The following is a 19,961-nucleotide window of genomic DNA, read 5'->3' on the forward strand; positions in this document are numbered from 1 at the left end:
GGCGATGCTGGCCAAGCTGGCCGAACTGACGGCCGAGCACGCCAAAGCCGTGGCGGGCGGCGGCGAGAAGTACGTCGAGCGGCATCGCGCCCGCGGCAAGTTGCCGGCGAGAGAGCGCGTCGAACTGCTGGTCGACGCCGACTCCCCCTTCCTGGAGCTGTCACCGCTCGCGGCCTGGGGCACCGACTTCCCCGTCGGGGCCAGCGTGGTGACCGGCATCGGGGTGATCGAGGGCGTCGAGTGCGTGATCACCGCGAACGATCCCACGGTGCGCGGCGGCGCCTCGAACCCGTGGACGCTGAAGAAGTCCCTGCGCGCGGCGGAGATCGCGCTGCGCAACCGGCTCCCGTACGTGAACCTGGTCGAGAGCGGCGGCGCGGACCTGCCGACGCAGAAGGAGATCTTCATCCCCGGCGGTCAGATCTTCCGCGACCTGACCAGGCTGTCGGCGGCGGGCGTACCGACGGTGGCGCTGGTGTTCGGCAACTCCACGGCGGGCGGCGCGTACGTGCCGGGGATGAGCGACCACGTGGTGATGGTGCGCGAGCGGGCCAAGGTGTTCCTGGGCGGGCCACCGCTGGTGAAGATGGCGACCGGGGAGGAGTCCGACGACGAGTCGCTGGGCGGCGCGGAGATGCACGCCAAGATCAGCGGGCTGGCCGACCACCTGGCCAGGGACGAGTACGACGCGCTGCGGATCGGGCGGCGGATCATCGCCTCGCTGGGCTGGCGCAAGCTGGGCCGCGAACCCGGCGCGGACGTGCGCGAGCCGGCGTATCCGGCCGATGACCTGCTCGGGATCGTGCCCGAGGACCTCAAGGTGCCGTTCGACCCGCGCGAGGTGATCGCGCGGGTGGTGGACGGCAGCGAGTTCGACGAGTTCAAGCCGCTGTACGGGGCCTCGCTGGTGACGGGGTGGGCGCGGATCCACGGCTATCGGGTGGGCGTGCTGGCCAACGCGCGGGGCGTGCTGTTCAGCGCGGAGTCGCAGAAGGCCACCCAGTTCATCCAGCTCGCCGGGCAGTCGCGCACGCCGCTGCTGTTCCTGCAGAACACGACCGGTTACATGGTCGGCAAGGACTACGAGCAGGGCGGCATCATCAAGCACGGCGCCATGATGATCAACGCGGTGGCCAACTCGACCGTGCCGCACCTGACCGTGGTCATGGGGGCCTCGTACGGGGCGGGGAACTACGGGATGTGCGGGCGCGCGTACGATCCCCGCTTCCTGTTCTCCTGGCCGAGCGCCAAGTCGGCGGTGATGGGGCCGGCGCAGCTCGCCGGGGTGCTGTCCATCGTGGGGCGGGCCTCGGCGCTGGCCAAGGGGCAGGTGTACGACGAGGAGGCGGACGCGGCGATGCGGGCGATGGTGGAGGACCGGATCGAGGCCGAGTCGTCGGCGTTCTTCCTGTCCGGGCGACTGTACGACGACGGGGTGATCGATCCGCGCGACACCCGTACCGTGCTGGGCATGTGCCTGTCGGCGATCAACAGCGCACCCGTCCCCGAGGCGGCGGGCTACGGGGTGTTCCGGCCGTGACCCGCCGCCCGCCGGTCGCGAACCGGGGTGAGGAGGTGTTCCGGCCGTGATCAACCGCCTGCTGGTGGCCAACCGGGGTGAGATCGCCCGCCGGGTCTTCCGTACCTGCCGCTCGCTCGGCCTGTCCACGGTCGCCGTCTTCTCCGACGCCGACGCGGGCGCGCCGCACGTGGCCGAGGCCGACCTGGCGGTACGCCTGCCGGGCAACCGTCCAGCCGACACCTACCTGAACGCCGATCACATCCTGGCGGCCTGCCGGGCCTCGGGCGCGGACGCCGTGCATCCGGGTTATGGCTTCCTGTCGGAGAACGCGGAGTTCGCGCGGGCCGTGCTCGCGGCCGGACTGGTGTGGGTGGGCCCGCCGCCCGAGGCCATCGCCGCCATGGGCGCCAAGATCACGGCGAAGCGGCTGATGGCGGAGGCCGGGGTGCCCGTCCTGCCCTCCCTCGACCCGGCCGGCCCCGGGGAGTTCCCCGTGCTGGTGAAGGCGTCGCTCGGCGGGGGCGGACGCGGGATGCGCGTGGTACGGGCGGCCGGGGAGCTGGCGGAGGCGGTCGAGTCGGCGCGGAGGGAGGCGCTGGCGGCCTTCGGCGACGGCACCGTGTTCGCCGAGCCGCTGCTGGAGCGGGCCAGGCACGTGGAGGTCCAGGTGCTCGCCGACCGGCACGGCACCGTGTGGGCGCTGGGCGAGCGCGAGTGCAGCGTGCAGCGGCGGCACCAGAAGGTGGTGGAGGAGTGTCCCTCACCCGGGATCTCCGGCGGAACGCGGGAGCTGCTGTACGGGGCCGCCGTCCGGGCCGCGCGCAAGATCGGGTACGTCGGGGCCGGAACGGTGGAGTTCCTGGTCGAGGGGGACCGGGTGGCGTTCCTGGAGATGAACACCCGGCTGCAGGTCGAACATCCGGTCACCGAGCTGGTGTACGGCGTTGACCTCGTACGGCTGCAGATCGAGCTGGCCGAGGGGGCGGCGCTGCCGCCCGCGCCGCCCGCGCCCGATGGGTGGGCGGTCGAGGCGCGGCTGTACGCCGAGGACTCCGCTCATGTGCCGCAGGCCGGAGTGTTGTGGCGGTTTGAGATTCCGGGTGAGGTGCGGGTGGATTCGGGGGTGGAGTCCGGGTCGGTCGTGTCGCCGTACTACGACGCGATGCTGGCCAAGGTGGTGGCGCATGGTGCGACGCGGGCGAGCGCGGTGCGGAAGCTGGTGACGGCGCTGGGCCGGGCCAAGCTCCACGGCCTGACGACAAATCGCGATTTGTTGCTACGGGTCCTGACAAATCCGGAATTCGTGAACGGAAACACGCACACCGCCTTCCTCGCCCCCGACGGCCCGGTCCACGGACCCGCCACCCGTGCCCGCGCCACCGCAGCTCCAGACACCGCCGCTGGCACCAGCACCGGCACCGGTGAGTCGGCCCCGGCCGTCGCGCCTGTCGCGTCTGTCGCGTCTGTCGCGTCGGCAGAGCTTGCCGCCGCCCTGGCGGTCGCGGCCGGGAATCGCCGGCGGGCCCGGGTGTTGTCCGGGCTGCCCGGCGGCTGGCGCAACGTCCGCTCCCAGCCCCGCCGTGCCCGCTTCGAGGAGGCCGAGGTCATCTACGACCCGCTCCCGGAGGGCGTCACCGTCGTCAGCGCGGAGCCGGACCGGGTGATCCTGGAACACGACGGAGTCCGGCGTACGTACGAGATAGCCCAGTATCCGGACGACGGCGGCGCGAAGATCTACGTGGACCACGCCGAGGGCAGGGCCGAGCTGACCCCGATCCCCCGCCTGCCGGAACCGGCCGAGCACGTCGCGCCGGGATCCCTGCTGGCCCCCATGCCGGGTAACGTGCTGCGGGTCGAGGTGACGACCGGCGACCGGGTGACCAGGGGCCAGACGGTCCTGGTCCTGGAGGCGATGAAGATGGAGCACTGGATCGCCGCCCCGGCCGACGGCGTGATGTCCGGCGTACACGTGGAGAAGGGCCAGCAGGTCGACGCGGGAGCGGTGCTGGCGATCATCCAGGAGGAGAACTCATGACAGGCCTGGTGCACAGGGATCTCGCGGGCGGCATCGCGACGCTCACCCTGGACTCGCCGCCCAACCGCAACGCGCTGTCCGTACGCCTGCTCGGCGAGTTGTCCGACGGCCTGCGCTGGGCGCTGGACGAGCCGGAGTCGAGGGTGATCGTGCTGACCGCGACGGGGCACGTGTTCTGCTCGGGAGCCGACATCAAGGAGCAGCGCACCTCACCGACCCAGCAGGGCGCGCCGGTGACGGCGTCGTTCCCGGGTGTCCTGGAGCTGATCTGGGAGAGCCCGAAACCGGTCATCTGCCGCCTCAACGGCACCGCGCGGGCGGGCGGCCTCGGGCTGGTGGCGTCGTGCGACTTCGCGATCGCGCCGCTGACGGCGTCGTTCGCGTTCACTGAGGTACGGCTGGGGGTGGCGCCCGCCATGATCTCCGTACCGGTGCTCAGAAGGCTGAGCTCCCGCGCCGCGGCCGAATACCTCCTGACCGGCGAGGTGTTCGACGCGGCGAGGGCCGCCGAGATCGGCCTGCTGTCCGCCGCCGTCCCGCCGGAGGAACTGGACGAGACCGTCGCCCGCTACGCCGAGATGCTGATGAAGGGCGGCCCGGAAGCCCTCGCCATCACCAAGCGGCTGGTGCGGGAGGTGCCCGCGATGCCCTTCTCGGCAGGGCTCCAGCGGATGACCGAGCTGTCGGCCGAACGTTTCACCTCCGATGAGGGTCAGGAGGGCATCGCCGCGTACATGGAAAAGCGACCGCCCAAGTGGGTCCCGCCCTCGTCCGAAGGGTGAGGTCATGGTGCTGCGCGTCGCGAACTGCAGCGGCTTCTACGGCGACCGGCTCTCCGCCGCCAGGGAGATGGTGACGGGCGGGCCGATCGACGTGCTGACCGGGGACTGGCTGGCGGAGCTGACGATGCTCATCCTGGCCGGCAACCGCCTCAAGGGCCGTCCCGGCTACGCCACGACGTTCCTGCGCCAGCTTGAGGACGTCCTGGGCACCTGTCTCGACAGAGGCATCAAGATCGTGACGAACGCGGGCGGCCTCGACCCCGCAGGCTGCGCGCAGGCCGTACACGACCTGGCCACCCGCCTCGGCCTCTCCCCCACCATCGCCCACGTCACCGGCGACAACCTCATCACCCACCCCACCTTCTCCCCCACGACCGGCACCGACTCCACCCTTTCCGACCTCTCCCCCGAGACCGGCGACAACCCCACCACCCGCCCCTTCGGCCTGCGCAACGCCGACACGGGCGAACTCCTCGACCTCCTCGACACGACCCCCTTGACCGCCAACGCCTACCTCGGAGGCCGCCCGATCGCGGCGGCGCTGTCGGCGGGGGCGGACGTGGTGGTGACCGGCCGGGTGACGGACGCGGCCCTGGTGACGGGCCCCGGCATCTGGCGGTACGGCTGGGGCCCCGACGACCTCGACCCGCTGGCGGGCTCGGTGGTGGCGGGCCACATCATCGAATGCGGCTGCCAGGCGACGGGCGGAAACTACGCGTTCTTCCAGGACGTACCGGACCTGGCCCACTGCGGCTTCCCCCTGGCCGAGCTGCGCGCCGACGGCTCCTGCGTGATCACCAAACACCCCGGGACGGGCGGCCTGGTCTCGATCGGCACGGTCACGGCGCAACTCGTGTACGAGCTGGACAGCCCGCGCTATCTGGGCCCCGACGTGGTGGCCCGCTTCGACACCATCCACCTGTCGGACGACGGCCCCGATCGCGTTCTGGTCTCGGGCGTCCGCGGCGAACCACCCCCCGACACCCTCAAGGTCGCCGTGAACTACCTGGCCGGCTACCGCAACACGATGACACTCGTCCTGACGGGCCTGGACGTGGCCGCCAAGGCCCGCATCGCGGAGGAGGCCATCTGGGCCCGGATCCCAAAGGACTCCTTCAACAAGGTGGACGTCACCCTGACCGACACGGGCCTGCTCCGGATCACGGTCATGTCACCCGACGAACGCACCGCAGGCCGCGCCTTCTCCTCCGCCGTGGTGGAAACGGGCCTGGCCAGCTACCCCGGCTTCTACGCCCTCTCCCCACCGGGCAACGCCTCACCGTACGGCGTGTACTGGCCGGTCCTGATCCCGGCAACAGACGTCCACCCCCAGATCTTCCTGAACGGCAACCCCCTCCCACCCCACCAACCCAAACCACCCCCACCCACAACCCACCTACATGAACCACACGTAGGCCAACCGGCCGCCACGCACGCGACCCGACCCGACGCCACACACACGGACCAACCGGACCCCACACGCGCGAGCCAGCCGAACGCCACGCACGCGAGCCGACCCGACGACACGCGCACGGACCAACCCGAGGCAGCGCGTGAGGGCCGCTCACCCGCCGAGCCCGGCCCACTTCCCGCGCCGCGTCGGCGGGACGAGGTGCGGCGGGGCCCGGCGCTCATGAACGGCGCTCAACCGGCCTCAGACGTAAGCGAAACGGGCGAACACCCCCTCCAGGCCGACGAGCACCCGGCACCCCCTCCTGACGCCCTCCCGCCGCACCTCAGCGCCCTACCGCCCATCCCCCTGGGCCGTATCGCCGGCGCCCGCTCAGGCGACAAGGGCGGCAACGCCAACCTGGGCATCTGGACCGACAACCAGGCCCGCTACGACTGGCTGGCCGCCCACCTCACCCCCGACACGCTCAAACGCCTCCTCCCCGCCCTGGCAGATCACCGCGTGGACCGCCACGACCTCCCCAACCTCAGGGCGCTCAACTTCGTCATCCACGGCCTCCTGGGCAGGGGCGTGGCGGCCAGCCCTCGGATGGACCCCCAGGCGAAAGCCCTCGGCGAGGAGCTACGAGCCCAGCTCATGGACATCCCCGAAGCCCTCCGCCCTGACCCCAAAGCCGTCCGCCCCTGATCCACCGCCGGCCAACCGGCTCGCCCGACGGGAACCCTTCCTGAAGCCCTCGCCGCGCAACCGGCCCGCCCGACCGGAAGCCTCCCCTGAAGCCCACCCGGCCCAACCGGCTCGCCCGACGAGAACCCCGTGCTAACCTGCCTGCCCGTCCGGCACCGCCCGCCAGCCCAGCAGCCCGGCCCCCAGAAGCCCCGCCATGGTCCCGAGCGAAGACGCCCGTACCTCCGGCGCCGCGCGGAACGCCAGCCGCCCGGCCAGCCGCTCCCGCAACGGCCCGAGCAGCGTCTCCCCCGCCTGCGACACCCCGCCGCCGATCACGATGACCGCAGGATCCAGCAGCAGCGTGTACGTGGCCAGCGCCACCGACAGCGCCTCCACCGCCTCGTCCCACACCGCCACGGCCCGATCGTCGCCCGCCAGAACCCGCCAGACCACCTCTTCGGCCCCGCCGGCACCACATCGCGCCGCGACGGCCCCACCTCCCGCGTACGCCGCCAGGCATCCCCGCTGCCCGCACCCGCAGGCCAGCCCGTCCGGCCACACGGGAATGTGCCCAACCTGCCCGGCCCACCCACCCGATCCCCGGTACAACTCCCCCGACAACATCAGGGCCCCGGAAATCGACGTCCCAATGGGCAAATACAACACGTCCCCGCCACCGTGCCGCCCCACCGGGCCACCATCGGCCACCTCGCCAACGCTCCCGTACGCGATCTCCGCCTCCCCCGCGGCCCCCACGTCATGCCCCAGCACCACCGGCACCCCCACATCGCCCGTGAACGCGGCGGCAGGCACGTCCCGCCACCCGAAGGCGGCGGAGAAGACGGCGTGCGTCGACGTGACCAGCCCCGGCACCGCAAGCCCCACAGCCAACGGCCGCCCGCCATCCAACGACCGCACGCCATCCAAGGGCCGCACGCCATCCAAGGGCCGCGCACCCTCCCAAGGCCGGCCACCCTCCAAAGGCCGGGCGGCGAGGTCGGCGACGAAGGTGGAGATGGCGGCGATCACGCGTTCCGGACCGTCGGCGCGCGGGGTGGGTCGGCGCTCGAAACCAAGAACCGTCCCGTCTCGGGCGACAAATCCGCCCTTCATGGTGGTGCCGCCGACATCAACCGCTACGACATAGTCCATCCGACCATCTTCGCCCCACCCCGCACCAACAACCCCTTTGAGATCAATCTCCACCATCCAGAAGAATGCCCCCATGACCGTGCGCCAACTGACCCCATCCGACCTGGACGATTGCGCCCGCCTGGCCAAGGACCGCGGCTGGCTGCCCGAGCCCCACAAGTGGCGCCTGCTGTTCGAGCTCGGCACCCCGTACGGCATCGACGCCCCCGACGGCGACGGCCTGGCCGCCACGAACATCCTGACCCGCTACGGCGACGACCACGCGGTGATCAGCATGGTGCTGACCGCCTCCAGGTTCGCCCGTCAGGGCCTGGCCCGCAGGCTCATGGAACACGCCCTGGACCAGGCGGGCGACCGCACGGTCTCCCTGTACGCCACCGACCAGGGCCGCCCCCTGTACGAACAGCTCGGCTTCACAGTCGTCGGCCGGGCCGCCAAGCACACAGGCGTCTTCCGCGGCGTCCCCTCGGGAAGGACGGCCCCGGCCACGGAGGCGGACCTGCCGGGCATCCTCGCGCTCGACACCGAGTTGTTCGGCACGGACCGGTCGGCGGCGCTGCGGCGCATGTTCGGGTTCGGTGAGCAGGTGCGCGTCGCCGACGGCGGCTTCGGCCACTGCTGGCGCAACGACGAGAACGTGGTGATCGGCCCGGTCGTGGCCAGGGACGAGGCGACCGCCAGGGCACTGATCGGCGATCTGGCGCTGCACGTGGGCGGCGAGGTGCGGATGGACCTCGACCTGTCCCGCGGGTCACTGATCGAATGGGCGGTCGAGCACGGCATGGGCGACCCGTGGGAGGTCTCGATCATGGTCAGGGGCGGCGAGCTGCCGGGCGACCGGCCGGCCCTCTTCCTGCCGTACATGCAGGCCCTGGGTTGACCGTGGGAGCGGCGCTCTCATAGGGTCCTCTCACTAGAACATCGTTCTGCCGAAGGACGGTACATGACCTCCACCCACATCGACGTCGGCGCCATCGACCTCGACGCGCTCGGTGCGTGGATGGACGCGGAAGGGCTGCCCGGCGGCCCGATCACCGGTACGGCGCCGGTCCTGGGCGGCACGCAGAACGTCATGGTCCGCTTCGAGCGCGGCGGCCGCCCGTACATCCTGCGCCGTCCCCCCATCCACGCCCGCCGCAAGAGCAACGAGGTGCTGCGCCGCGAGGCGCGGGTGCTGGCCGCGCTGCGTGACACGCCCGTCGCCGCGCCCAGGCTGGTGGCCGCGCAGACGAGCCTGGAGCCGGTGTTCTACCTGATGGAGCCGGTGGACGGGTTCAACCCCTCGACGGGCCTGCCCGAGCCGCACGCCTCCGACCCGGCGATCAGGCACCGCATGGGCCTGGAGGCCGCGGCGGCGCTGGCCGAGCTGGGGCGGGTCGATCCGGCGGTGCTGCCGGACTTCGGGCGGCCGGACGGCTTCCTGGAACGGCAGGTGCCGCGCTGGCTCAAGGAACTCGACTCCTACGGCGAGCTCGACGGCTACCCCGGCCCTGACATCCCGGGCCTGCGGGAGACGGCCGACTGGCTCACCCGGCGCCTGCCCCGCGCGTTCACTCCGGGCATCATGCACGGCGACTACCACTTCGCCAACCTCATGTTCGCCCCCGACAGCCCCCGCGTGGCCGCGATCGTGGACTGGGAGATGTGCACGATCGGCGACCCACTCGTGGACCTCGGCTGGCTGCTGGCCACCTGGACCACCAACAACGGCCACGTGCCGGGGCTGCCGCCGCCGCAGGAGATCATCGCGTACTACGCGGCGCTGTCGGAGCGGGACATGTCGGCCATCGACTGGTACGCGGTCATGGCCTGCTTCAAGCTCGGCATCGTGCTGGAGGGCAGCCACGCGCGGGCGTTCGCCGGCAAGGCGCCCAAGGACATCGGGGATCTGCTGCACGCGACGACTCTGGGCCTGTTCGCACGGGCGCGGGAGTTCATGGAGGGCGCCCTCGACTGAGTGACGGATTTCCGGTCCGGCCCCTGGCATGATTTCCGGGAAAACGATCTCACGCTGGCCCCCGGGCCGTACAATTGCGCGCAATTGCACTGTCATCGGGGAAGGATCGACATGCGAATGCGGTTCCTAGGCTCCACTTCGGAGGCGGGCGCCTGCCCCACTCTGTACGAGACCGATCGCGGCACCATCGTGGTCCAAGGTCTCCAGGTCACCGACGCGGAGGCGCTGGCCGACCTCCGCGACGTCCTCGACGGTGAGGCCGCGGTGGAGGTTCCCCGCGAACTTCTCACCGAAATCGCCCGTCGCGTCCTGCCGGAAGGCTCGGCAAACGCTTTCCCGACCAGTGATGGAACACCGTCGGCAACCGGTTGATCACAATTGCGGCAGGCCCTGGCATGATCGGCGCTGCCGCGGCTAGCCTTCTGCGCCGTGACGTCGTTTCAGCAGGCGCGCATAGACCTCGGCAGCCAATTGCGCCAATTGCGCGAGGCCGCCCGGCTGTCCGGCAAGGAACTGGCCGAGCGGCTGCGCTGGCAGCCGTCCAAGGTCTCCCGGCTGGAGAACGCCCGGCAGACCGCGACCGAGGACGACGTGGTCGTGTGGGCGCAGGCCGTCGGCGCCTCGCCCGACACGACCGACGAGCTGATCAGGCAGTCGATCGCCCTGCTGGAGCGGCACGACGACTGGAAACAGCGGCACCGCAGCGGCCTGGCCGCGATCCAGGAGGACGTACGCGACCTGGAGGCCCGCACCAAGGTCTTCCGCGCCTTCGAGCCGGGCATCATCGCGGGCCTGCTGCAGACCTCGGAGTACGCCAGGCACGTCTTCCGCAAGGTCAAGCGCCTCTACAGCGCCGCCGACCAGATCGACGCGGCGGTGCGCGTACGCATGCAGCGCCAGGAGATCCTCTACGACCGCACGCGCACCTTCAGGTTCGTCGTGACCGAGGGCGTGCTGCGCATGTCGCTGGCCCCGCCCGAGGTCATGCGCGGCCAGCTCGACCGCCTGCTCGCGGTCAGCACGCTGCCGAACGTGGACTTCGGCGTGATCCCGTTCGCCAGCGAGCTGCCGGCCAACCCGATCAACGGCTTCTGGATCTACAACGAGGCCATGGTCGCGGTCGCCACGATGACGAAAGACCTGATCCTGAGGGATCCCGACGACATCGCCTTCTACGTCAGGGCCTTCGACGACTACGCGAAGGTGGCCGAGTTCGGCGAATCCGGACGGGAGGTCATCATCGACATTCTTCACGAATACCGAAAACAATCCCCACATTAACCCGCAGCAATTGCTTGCCAGACCCCGCAAGATCGTGCAATTCTGGCGCGAGACGTTGCGGAGGTGACGCATGATGCTTGATACCGCGTTCAGCCTGGAGCGGTTCGCCTGGCACGCGGGTCGTCACGCCGACCTGTCGGTCCAGAACCTGGCCCTGGCCAGCGACCCGGCGTACGTATCGGTCCGCAATCGTTTCTCGGCCACCCTCGTGGAGACGGTCACCTGCTCCGAGGAGGGCGCCTTCGTCACCTCGTGGGGCTACCGCCTGGGCACCACGGAAGACGTCGAGTCCGCCGCCGCCCGCCTCGCCTTCCTCCTGGCCGCCCTTCCGGCCTAGCCGTTATCGAGGGTCAGGACAGCTTGAACGGGATGTTGAGCCAAGGGCTGTCCGGGTCGGTCGTCAGGATCCGGTGGGCTTCGAGCATCTCCCCGTACCAGTCGCCGAACTCCTCCTCGTCGAAGTGCAGGCAGCGTCCCAGGATGTAGGCGGCCGAGAAGTCCTCCCAGGACCGGTAGTTGATCCGGCTGACCCGGCCCGCACGCACGACCGCCGACTCGGCCTCCTGCAGGGTGCAGAAGCGCGCCCCCAGACCCCACCTGGCCATCTTCGAGGCCCGCCCGTAGTCCCACGCCTCCACCGAGCCGACGAACCTGCCGTCGGCGAGCAGTCCGTCCGCGCGGAAGCGCGCCTCGTACCTGGCGATGCGGCCGATGAGCCGCTGCGCCCCGGCCACTTCCGCCTCCACCTCGGCCCCCGCCTCGGCATCACCGTGGGCAGTCCCCTCTTTCGCCAGGCTGCGCAGTACGCGCGAGGTCACCTGCCGCCAGTGGTCAACCTCGACCGTGCCGCCGAAGTCGAGAGCCAGGGACCGGCGCACGCGCAGCACCAGCTCCCAGACCGAACTGCTCATCCGCCCGCTGAGCAGCGTCTCCTGCGTGCTCCTCCACCCTTGGCTGTCGGTGATGTCCCACCACTCCCGCAGGCGTCGCCTTTCGCGTACGTAGCCGGTTCCGTGCCAGCCCATCGCGTTCCAGAGCGAGGAGTTGCTGACGCACAGGAGCGCGCCGCAGGCGAGCCCGTGCGCGACCGGCCCGTGCAGCGGGCCTCCCGTCCACAGCGTCCGCAGCCGCCGGCGGCGAGGCTCCGGCGGGCGCTCGGTGTGCCGCAGCCAGGTCTGCCGGTGGGCGGCCGTGGCGGGGAAGAACGCCTCGCACGGGGTGCCCGGGTTGATGGCCAGCCACTCGTCGTCCCGGGGCCAGTCGCGTACGAGCCTGCCCAGGTGGGTCGTGAAGAAGACCGGATCGGGCACGGGCACCGGGAGCACGCCACCGGTGTGGAAGGCGAGGCACCTGGAACGGGGCCCCGGGCCCCAGTAGGTGGCGTTGAGGTGGATCCAGCCGGGCTGGGAGTCGGCCTGCGAACGGGACATCGCGTGATAGAGGTCCGCGTCGGCGACGATGTCGAAGTAGGCGGGCCAGTCGCCACGCATCTTGGCTTCGTACAGGCCGCGCTCGACCTCGGTGGGTGCCTGCCAGGACGCTGCTCCGTCCCACGGGGGTGCACCCCGATCTGCGGTGAGATCATTCCCCGTCCCCATGCCGGAGTACATTACCGCCGCAGTCTGCCAAAGCACCTTGCAGGGCGCTGGTGGTTCGCTCGTGGTTGGCGCTGGTGGTTGGCGCTGGTGGCGGGAGATGTCCGGGGTACGCGCCCGGCAGGGCGGGGCCACGTGATGCGTGTCCCCGCCCGGCCGAAGGAGTTTGGCTAGTTCATGTCGAGCTTGCGCTGGATGGCGATGAGGATGTGCATCATCTCGGTGTGGCTGTCCTGCAGTCCGTCGACCTTGGTGTCTAGCCTGTCGAACCTAGTCTCCAAGTCGCCGACCCTGGCGTCGAATCTGGCGTCGAGGGCCGCAACCTGCTCGGCCACGCCGTCGATCTTCTCGGTGAGTTGCTCGCCCATGGCGATCTGCTCGGCGCGGAGCTTGACGAACTCGTTGTCCAGCTCCGCGCCAACCCGCGCGCCGATATCCTTGAAGCTCACTTTGATCTCCCCTACCTTTGAGGTAAGGGACCGGGGATGTTAGCGATCTCCGGTCCCGCTTCTTTGCCTAGAGAATACGCCTCCGGGCGTCGAGTGTGGGCCAGAGAACGAAAATAGCTTCCCAGGTCAGAGCCAGAATGGGAACATAAATCCGGACGGATCCTCTTTTATCGAGGCGAAGTTTTTTCGCCGTTATACCCGACAGTATTCTGTCTTCATCAACGAAAGGCGGGGCACTGTCTCAATGCCCCGCTTTCGCCTATTTTGAGCAGTCGTAAAGGCCGTCCTGGCCCTCCACCGCCGAGCAGTTCTCCTGCACCCAGCTCGACACCTCCGCATTCCCCCGCCCGGGCCCGCCGCCACCGCTGCCGGACATGACGTAACGCAGTTCCCCCGAGGAGATGAGCGTCTGCAGCCGGTCCACGGTCATGGCGGGGTCGCTGCCGGTGAAGCCGCCCATGGCGATCACGGGCTTGTGAGTGGAGAGGATCAGCCCGGACGCCTGCTGGGCGCTGTTCACCGCGGCCAGCCAGGTGGCACTGCCCTGGTTCGCCACCAGGTACTTGGCCATCGCGTCGCTGACCCCGCCCCCAGGCCCGCCGCGCCCCCCGGAACCGGGTCTGCCGCCGCGCTCAGCGGTGCCCGCCTGTCCGTTCCGGCCGGGGGCCTGACCGTCGGGCCGGTCCTGTCCGCCGCCGGGGAAGCCGCGGCCTCCGAAGCCACCGCCCCCAGGACCGCCGCCGAAGCCGCCCATGCGTCCCGTCGAAGGGCCGGCCGTCGGGTTCGTACCGTTGACCGGGGATTGAAGCGGCGTGACGGCGTACGCGGCGGGCCCGGCCAGCCCGGCCACCACCGAGGCGGCCAGCGCCACGGCCGCGATCCGCACGGCCACCCGCGCCCGTACCCTGGCCAGGACCAGCCCCACCACGGCCACCAGGGTCGCCCCGAGCACGACCCAGGCCAGCCACGGCGTCCACTCGGGCGTACGGCGCAGCACCACGAACGACCACCCGCCGGTCACCGCCACCGCCAGCGGCAGCACCCAGGCCCACACCCACGAGCGCCGGTACGCCTGCCACATCACGACCACGCCCATCCCCGACAGCGCGGCCACCGCCGGGGCCATGGCGGTGGTGTAGTACGGGTGGAAGGTCCCGCTGGAGAAGCTGAACACCGCGTAGTGGACGACCAGCCAGCCGCCCCACACCAGCCAGGCCGCCCCCGAGGGCCCGCCGCCGAGGGAGTCCAGCCGCCGCAGCCGCATGGCGATCGCGAACAGCAGCACCAGCACGCAGAACGGCAGCAACCAGGAGATCTGTCCCGCGAGAATGTCGTTGAACAGCCGCCCGGCCCCGGACTCCCCGCCGAAGCCACCACCGCCACCACCGCCACCACCACCACCACCTCCACCGCCGGTAAAGCCACCGCCGCCCCGGTTCTGGCCGAAGATCCGGCCCAGGCCGTTGTAGCCGATCACCAGGTCCCAGACGGTGTTGTCGGTGGAGCCGCCGATGTAGGGGCGCGAGTCCTTGGGCCACAGGTCGGTGATGACCATCCACCAGGCGCTGGACACCACCAGCACGCCCCCGGCCGCCAGCAGGTGCCCCATCCGCCGCAGCCACGTCCCCCGCGCGCACACCAGGTACGCCAGCCCGAACGCCGGCACCACCAGGTACGCCTGCAACATCTTGGCGTTGAACCCCAGCCCCACGAAGAACGCCGCCAGCAGCAGCGGCCGCAGCCGCCCCGTCCGCAGCGACTCCAGGCAGAACCACCCCGCCAGGACCAGCAGCAGCACGAGCACGGTGTCGGGGTTGTTGTCCCGGTTGATCGCCACGGTGATGGGCGTGAGCGTCATGACGACGGCCGCCACCAGCGCGGCCACATGCCCGTACGAAGCCGCGCCCGAGCTTCGCGCCCCGGAGAAAGCATCCTCCGAGCTCCGTGCGCCGGAGAAGGCACCGGCTGAGCTTCGCGCCCCGGAGAAGGCGCCGTCCGAGTTCCGTGCGCCGGAGAAGGCACCGTCTGAGGGTCGTGCCCCGGACAAGGCGCCGTCCGAGGGTCGTGGCCAGGAGAAGGCGCGCAGCACGGCCGAGTACACCAGCCCGACCGCCGCGACCCCCGCGACCGCCTGCGGGAGCAGCATGCTCCACGTGCCGTACCCGAAGATCCGCGCCGACAGCCCCATCACCCACAACGCCAGCGGCGGCTTGTCCACGGTGATGAAGGATCCGGCGTCGATCGCGCCGAAGAAGAACGCCTTCCAGCTCTGCGTGCCGGAAAGGATCGCGGCGGCGTAGTACTCGTTGGCGTTGCCGCTCAGCGCCCACGCGTACAGGACGGACGCCATCGCCAGCACCGCCCACATCGCGGGCCGCGACCAGCGCGGATCTCCCTCCGTGCCGAGGAAGGTCCGGGCGAGCGGGCCGCGTGCGGTGGCGGCGCGGTGGCCGGGGGCGCGGGCCGTGGTGGCGGTCATCGGGCGTCACTCCCCTCGCGCCGCCGCTTCGGGTTGAAGACCCAGACGCGCAGCAGCAGGAACCGTACGAGCGTGGCGGCGGCGTTCGCGAGGACGACCGCCACCAGTTCGGTCCCGTGCGAGACCCCGGCGGGCAGCAGCGACAGGCTGCCCGAGGTCAGCGCCAGCCCGACGAGGAAGGCGATCAGCCCTTCGAGCTGGTGCCGCATCGCCCCTCCCGAGCCCTTGACGCCGAAGGTGAAGCGGCGGTTGGCGGCGGTGTTGGCCACGGCCGTGACCAGCAGCGCGACCGCGTTGGCCGCCAGCGGGGGCACGACCTGGCGCAGCAGGGAGTACAGCAGCAGGTAGGCCAGCGTGCTGACCGCGCCGACGACCGCGAACCTGGGCAGTTGCCTGGCCATGCCCTTGGGCAGTTCGGCCCGCTCGACCCTGGCGGGCACGGGGATGCGGGCGGCCCCGGACAACGCCTTGCGCGCCACCCGTGCCAGTCCGCGCAGGTCGTCGAGCGCGGTCCGGACGATGTCCACCCGGCTGTCCGGGTCGTCCACCCAATCGACGGGCACCTCGTGGATGCGCAGCCCGTGGCGTTCGGCCAGGAGCAGCAGCTCGGTGTCGAAGAACCACTGTTCGTCCTCGACACCGGGCAGCAGAGCCTGGGCGATCTCCGTACGGACGGCCTTGAAGCCGCACTGCGCGTCCGAGAACCCGGCGCCCATGCCGAAGCGCAGCAGCAGGTTGTACGAGCGGGAGATGAACTCCCGCTTCGGCCCCCGCTCCACCCGCGACGCCCTGGCCAGCCGGGTGCCGATGGCCAGGTCGCTGTGGCCCGACAGCAGGGGTGCCACCAGGGGCAGGAACGCGTCCAGATCGGTGGACAGGTCCACGTCCATGTAGCTGACCACGTCGGCCTCGCTCTGCGACCAGACCGAGCGCAGCGCGCGCCCGCGGCCCTTCTCGTCGAGGTGCACGGCCCGTACGTGCGGCAGTTCCCGCGCCAGCTCTCCGGCCAGCAACCAGGTGTTGTCGGTGCTGGCGTTGTCGGCGATCGTGATGCGGAAGCCGTAGGGGAAGTTCCTGTCGAGGTAGGTGTGCAGCCGGGTGATGCTGGCATGCAGCGCCCGCTGCTCGTTGTAGACCGGGACGACCACCTCGACCAGGCGGGTCCGCACTGCTGTTGTCTCCATGCACTCAGCTCATGATTTGGGTCTTTAAGGTGACTTATCCGATTCTGAGCTGCGGATGAGAGTTCCCGGCAGGTCCATGGTCGCGATCGCCCCGCCGCCGGGCGCGTTGGCCAGGGTGACCGTTCCGCCGGTCTCCGCGACGGACTGCGCCACGATCGCCAGCCCGAGCCCGGAGCCGGGCAGGCCGCGCGCGGAAGGGGAGCGCCAGAACCGCTCGAAGACGTGCGGCAGCTCCTCCTCGGGCAGCCCTGGGCCGTGGTCGCGGACGGTCAGGAGGCCGTCGCGCAGCTTCACCTCGACCTGGCCGCCCGGACTGAACTTGGCGGCGTTGTCGATGAGGTTGAGCACGGCGCGTTCGAGCGAGGCGGCGCCGCCCACGACGTACCAGGGCCGCAGGTCGGTGGTGACCTCCGCGCCGCGCAGCCTGGCCCGCTCGACGGCGGCCGTGACCACCTCGTGGAAGCCCAGCTCGGCGTGCGGCTCGTGGTCGTTGTCGCCCCTGGCGAGCTGGAGCAGGTCGGCGACCAGCGTGGACAGCTCGGCGAACTGCGCCTTCACATTGATCAGCAGACGTTCCTTGGCGCCTGGGTCGAGGCTGCGGCCGGTCTGCTCGCTACGCAGCAGCAGGTCGATGTTGGTGCGCAGGGTCGTGAGCGGCGTGCGCAGCTCGTGGCCCGCGTCGGCGACGAGTTGTTTCTGGCGTTCTCTTGAGCCCGCCAGGGCGGCGGTCATGGCGTTGAAGGAGGAGGACAGGCGGGCGATCTCGTCGTCGCCCGTGACGGGGATGCGGGTGTCGAGGTCCTCGGTACGCGCGATGTGCTCGACCGCCCTGGTCAGGTTGCCCACGGGGCGCAGGGCGGCACGGGAGACGGTGAGCCCGGCCCAGGCCGCGCCGAGCACGCCCAGCACGACGATGCCGCCGAGCATCAACGCCGCCTTCTGCAGCGTGTTCTGGATGTACCCGAGCGGCCTGGCCTCCATCACCGCCACGCCGGGCCTGAAGTTGATCGTCACCACGCGGACCTGCTTGCCCTCGCGCGTGGTGCCGTAGCGGTAGACCGGATCACACTTCTCGAAGGCCACCGAGTCCTGCTCGAAGTCCGGCTTGATCGGCGTGCCGACCGAACAGGTGGAGCCGTTGGGGTAGAGCAGCGTCGCCATGCCGTCGAACATGCCCGGCGAGCCCATGGCGTTGCAGTTGCGTTCGAGCCACGGCCCGTCGCTCTCCTTCAGCGACTGCACGATGCTCACGTCCAGGTTCCCGCGGAGCCGGTCCGCCAGGAAGCCGTACGACAGTGCCGCGCACATCGCGATGGCCAGCGCCACCGCCACCGTGACCAGCAGCGTCAGCCGTGTGCGCAGGCTGCCGCGCCTGGACAGGGCGATGAGACGCACGCGCAGGCCGGCATCGTTCATTGCGCCGCCCTGAGCACATAACCCACCCCGCGCACGGTGTGGATCACCCGCGACTCGCCTCCGGCCTCGGTCTTGCGCCGCAGGTACATCACGTACACGTCGAGCGAGTTGGAGGTCGGCTCGAAGTCGAAGCCCCACACCTCGCTCAGAATCTGGTCCCTGGTCAGCACCTGGCGCGGGTGCGCGAGGAACAGCTCCATGAGCAGGTATTCGGTCCTGGTCAGGTCGAGGACCCGATCGCCGCGCGTGACCTCCCTGGTCGCCGGGTCCATGCGCAGGTCGCCGTACGTCAGCGTGTCGCCCTCCTGGGCACCCGCGCTGAGCGCGCCCCGCCGCAGCAGGGCGCGCACCCTGGCCAGCAGCTCGTCCAGCTCGAACGGCTTGACGAGGTAGTCGTCGGCCCCGGCGTCGAGGCCCGAGACCCGGTCGCCGACCGCGTCGCGGGCCGTGAGCATGAGGACGGGCGTGTGGTCGCCCGACCCGCGCAGCCGGCGGCACGCGGTGAGCCCGTCGAGCCGCGGCATCATGACGTCGAGCAGCACCGCGTCGTAGGAGGCGGCCGCCAGCGCGTCCAGCGCCTCCTGCCCGTCGTTGGCGGTGACGACCTTGTAGCCCTCGAACTCCAGGCTCGACTGCAGCGCCTCGCGCAACGCGGGCTCGTCGTCCACTACCAGCAACTGTGCGGGCTCACTCATACAGCAAACGCTAAGGGAACATCATGAGAACGTGATGAACGGGCTTACGAGGGTTTTATGAGGATCACCATGCGACCGGCAACGACTTGAGCCCGAAGATGGCTCCATCGTACTTGGCGGCCACGTTCTCGTCGTCCACCGTGACCCGCAGGGTGGGGATGCGCTCGAACAGGGTGCGCAGCGAGATCTCCAGCTCGGCGCGCGCCAGGTTCTGCCCCAGGCACTGGTGCACCCCGTACCCGAAGGCCACGTGGTGGCGGGCGCCGCGCTCGATGTCGAACTCGTCGGGCCGCTCGAACGCCCGCTCGTCCCTGTTGGCGGAGGCGCCGAGCACGAAGATGCCCTCGCCCTGCCTGACGAGCTGCCCGCCGATCTCCTGGTCCTCGGTGGCGACCCGGTCGAAGGCGACCCAGTCCACGATCGAGTGGTAGCGCAGCAGCTCATCGACCGCCATCGGCCACTTGCCCGGCTCCTCGCGCAGCGCGGCGAGCTGGTCGGGATGGCGCAGGAGGGTGAGCACGGCCAGCGGGATCATGTTGGCGGTGGTCTCGTGGCCGGCGACGAGCAGCAGGAAGGCGACGCCGACCAGCTCGTCGTGGGTGAGCTGCCCGCTGGTGACCAGCCGTCCCAGCAGGTCGTCCTTGGGCGCCTGCTCGGCTTCCGTGATGAGCCGGCTGAGGAACTCCCTGATCTCGACCAGCGCCTTGTGGTGGGCCTCCGGGTTGTTGTCGAAGGTGAGCAACTGGCGGGTTCGCGACTGGAAGAATTCGCGTTCGGCGTACGGCACGCCGAGCAGCTGGCAGATCACCAGCGACGGCAGCGCCAGCCCGAACGCCTCCACCAGCTCCGCCTCCGAGCCCTGGGCCAGCATGTCGTCGATGAGCTCGGTCACCAGGGCCTGGATGCCCGGCCGCAGCGTGTTGACGCGCTTGACGGTGAACTCGGGGATGAGCTGCCGCCGGAACCTGCTGTGCTCGGGCGGGTCGAGGTCGATGAAGTGCCCGGCGGCGAACTTCGCCGCCTCGGCCCTCTCCTCGGCGGTGTAGGGCTCGGCCCTGAACAGGCCGTTCGGATGCCCGGGAGTGAACGGGTTGGTGCTGATGCCGCTGCCGCTCAGCACCTGCTGGGCCTCCGCGTGCCGGGTGACCAGCCAGATCTCACCCCCCGGGAGCTCGGTGCGGACGAGCGGAGCCTGCTCGCGCAGTCGCTCGTACTCGGGCGGTGGCGCGAACGGGCAGGTACGCAGAGTTGGGAAGGATCTCGCCATAGTCTTGCCCCCAAGTAGTCAGCCCCATTGCTTACTTACGCGAAAGTAAGCAATGGTGGGACGTGGC

At 70.6% G+C, this 19,961-nt stretch carries 17 protein-coding genes; 9 read left to right on the plus strand and 8 right to left on the minus strand.

The window, feature by feature from the left end; all coding sequences use genetic code 11:
- Nucleotides 1-4 precede the first annotated feature (4 nt).
- Genes AB0I81_RS06590 through AB0I81_RS06605 form a run of 4 tightly spaced genes read left to right on the plus strand, consistent with a single transcriptional unit; the run spans nucleotide 5 to nucleotide 6,437 of the window.
- On the plus strand, nucleotides 5-1,540 hold the full coding sequence (locus AB0I81_RS06590) for a carboxyl transferase domain-containing protein (RefSeq protein ID WP_360652033.1): 1,536 nt from the start codon (nucleotides 5-7) through the stop codon (nucleotides 1,538-1,540).
- A gap of 46 nt (nucleotides 1,541-1,586) precedes the next feature.
- Nucleotides 1,587-3,557, plus strand: a complete 1,971-nt coding sequence (locus AB0I81_RS06595) for a biotin carboxylase N-terminal domain-containing protein (protein ID WP_360651020.1) — start codon at nucleotides 1,587-1,589, stop codon at nucleotides 3,555-3,557.
- Entirely contained in the window at nucleotides 3,554-4,339 is a 786-nt protein-coding gene (locus AB0I81_RS06600) for an enoyl-CoA hydratase-related protein (protein ID WP_360651023.1), read from the plus strand. Before AB0I81_RS06595 ends, AB0I81_RS06600 begins: the two co-directional genes overlap by 4 nt.
- A 4-nt stretch (nucleotides 4,340-4,343) precedes the next feature.
- The gene (locus AB0I81_RS06605; protein WP_360651026.1) at nucleotides 4,344-6,437 is read left to right on the plus strand and encodes an acyclic terpene utilization AtuA family protein; all 2,094 of its coding nucleotides are present in this window, start codon (nucleotides 4,344-4,346) and stop codon (nucleotides 6,435-6,437) included.
- Nucleotides 6,438-6,569: 132 nt separating this feature from the next.
- On the opposite strand, the gene AB0I81_RS06610 is transcribed toward AB0I81_RS06605, so the two are convergent.
- On the minus strand, nucleotides 6,570-7,571 hold the full coding sequence (locus tag AB0I81_RS06610; protein ID WP_360651029.1) for an ROK family protein: 1,002 nt from the start codon (nucleotides 7,569-7,571) through the stop codon (nucleotides 6,570-6,572).
- Between the two features lie 73 nt (nucleotides 7,572-7,644).
- Between AB0I81_RS06610 and AB0I81_RS06615 the strand changes: the two genes are divergently transcribed.
- From AB0I81_RS06615 to AB0I81_RS06635, 5 genes are all read left to right on the plus strand, one after another.
- Nucleotides 7,645-8,451, plus strand: a complete 807-nt coding sequence (locus tag AB0I81_RS06615; RefSeq protein ID WP_360651032.1) for a GNAT family N-acetyltransferase — start codon at nucleotides 7,645-7,647, stop codon at nucleotides 8,449-8,451.
- 63 nt (nucleotides 8,452-8,514) lie between these two features.
- Complete coding sequence (locus AB0I81_RS06620) at nucleotides 8,515-9,528, plus strand: phosphotransferase family protein (protein WP_360651035.1); 1,014 nt, start codon at nucleotides 8,515-8,517, stop codon at nucleotides 9,526-9,528.
- Nucleotides 9,529-9,900: a hypothetical protein gene (locus AB0I81_RS06625; RefSeq protein ID WP_360651038.1), complete on the plus strand. Its 372-nt coding sequence runs from the start codon at nucleotides 9,529-9,531 to the stop codon at nucleotides 9,898-9,900.
- 57 nt (nucleotides 9,901-9,957) lie between these two features.
- Nucleotides 9,958-10,809 (plus strand): helix-turn-helix transcriptional regulator, encoded by an 852-nt coding sequence (locus AB0I81_RS06630; protein ID WP_360651041.1) that lies wholly within the window; start codon nucleotides 9,958-9,960, stop codon nucleotides 10,807-10,809.
- Nucleotides 10,810-10,879: 70 nt separating this feature from the next.
- Nucleotides 10,880-11,146 (plus strand): hypothetical protein, encoded by a 267-nt coding sequence (locus AB0I81_RS06635; protein ID WP_360651044.1) that lies wholly within the window; start codon nucleotides 10,880-10,882, stop codon nucleotides 11,144-11,146.
- Between the two features lie 13 nt (nucleotides 11,147-11,159).
- Here the strand turns inward: AB0I81_RS06635 and AB0I81_RS06640 are convergent, their stop codons facing one another.
- The 7 genes from AB0I81_RS06640 to AB0I81_RS06670 all read right to left on the minus strand — a co-directional run bounded on the left by AB0I81_RS06640 (nucleotide 11,160) and on the right by AB0I81_RS06670 (nucleotide 19,894).
- Nucleotides 11,160-12,407 (minus strand): DUF1266 domain-containing protein, encoded by a 1,248-nt coding sequence (locus AB0I81_RS06640; RefSeq protein WP_360651047.1) that lies wholly within the window; start codon nucleotides 12,405-12,407, stop codon nucleotides 11,160-11,162.
- A gap of 167 nt (nucleotides 12,408-12,574) precedes the next feature.
- The gene (locus tag AB0I81_RS06645) at nucleotides 12,575-12,853 is read right to left on the minus strand and encodes a hypothetical protein (protein ID WP_360651054.1); all 279 of its coding nucleotides are present in this window, start codon (nucleotides 12,851-12,853) and stop codon (nucleotides 12,575-12,577) included.
- A gap of 259 nt (nucleotides 12,854-13,112) precedes the next feature.
- Nucleotides 13,113-15,332 carry a glycosyltransferase family 39 protein gene (locus tag AB0I81_RS06650; RefSeq protein ID WP_360651057.1) on the minus strand — a complete coding sequence of 740 codons (2,220 nt, stop codon included), beginning with the start codon at nucleotides 15,330-15,332 and terminating at the stop codon, nucleotides 13,113-13,115.
- Nucleotides 15,329-16,516, minus strand: a complete 1,188-nt coding sequence (locus tag AB0I81_RS06655; protein ID WP_360651060.1) for a bifunctional glycosyltransferase family 2/GtrA family protein — start codon at nucleotides 16,514-16,516, stop codon at nucleotides 15,329-15,331. Before AB0I81_RS06655 ends, AB0I81_RS06650 begins: the two co-directional genes overlap by 4 nt.
- Nucleotides 16,517-16,540: 24 nt before the next feature.
- Nucleotides 16,541-17,932, minus strand: coding sequence for a HAMP domain-containing sensor histidine kinase (locus AB0I81_RS06660; protein ID WP_360651063.1), 1,392 nt, complete (start codon nucleotides 17,930-17,932; stop codon nucleotides 16,541-16,543).
- A complete protein-coding gene (locus AB0I81_RS06665; RefSeq protein WP_360651066.1) occupies nucleotides 17,929-18,627 on the minus strand; it encodes a response regulator transcription factor in 699 nt (232 codons plus the stop codon). Before AB0I81_RS06665 ends, AB0I81_RS06660 begins: the two co-directional genes overlap by 4 nt.
- Nucleotides 18,628-18,691: 64 nt before the next feature.
- The gene (locus AB0I81_RS06670) at nucleotides 18,692-19,894 is read right to left on the minus strand and encodes a cytochrome P450 (RefSeq protein WP_360651069.1); all 1,203 of its coding nucleotides are present in this window, start codon (nucleotides 19,892-19,894) and stop codon (nucleotides 18,692-18,694) included.
- Nucleotides 19,895-19,961: the final 67 nt, after the last annotated feature.

The organism is Nonomuraea sp. NPDC050404, from assembly GCF_040655495.1.
Classification (GTDB): Bacteria; Actinomycetota; Actinomycetes; order Streptosporangiales; family Streptosporangiaceae; genus Nonomuraea.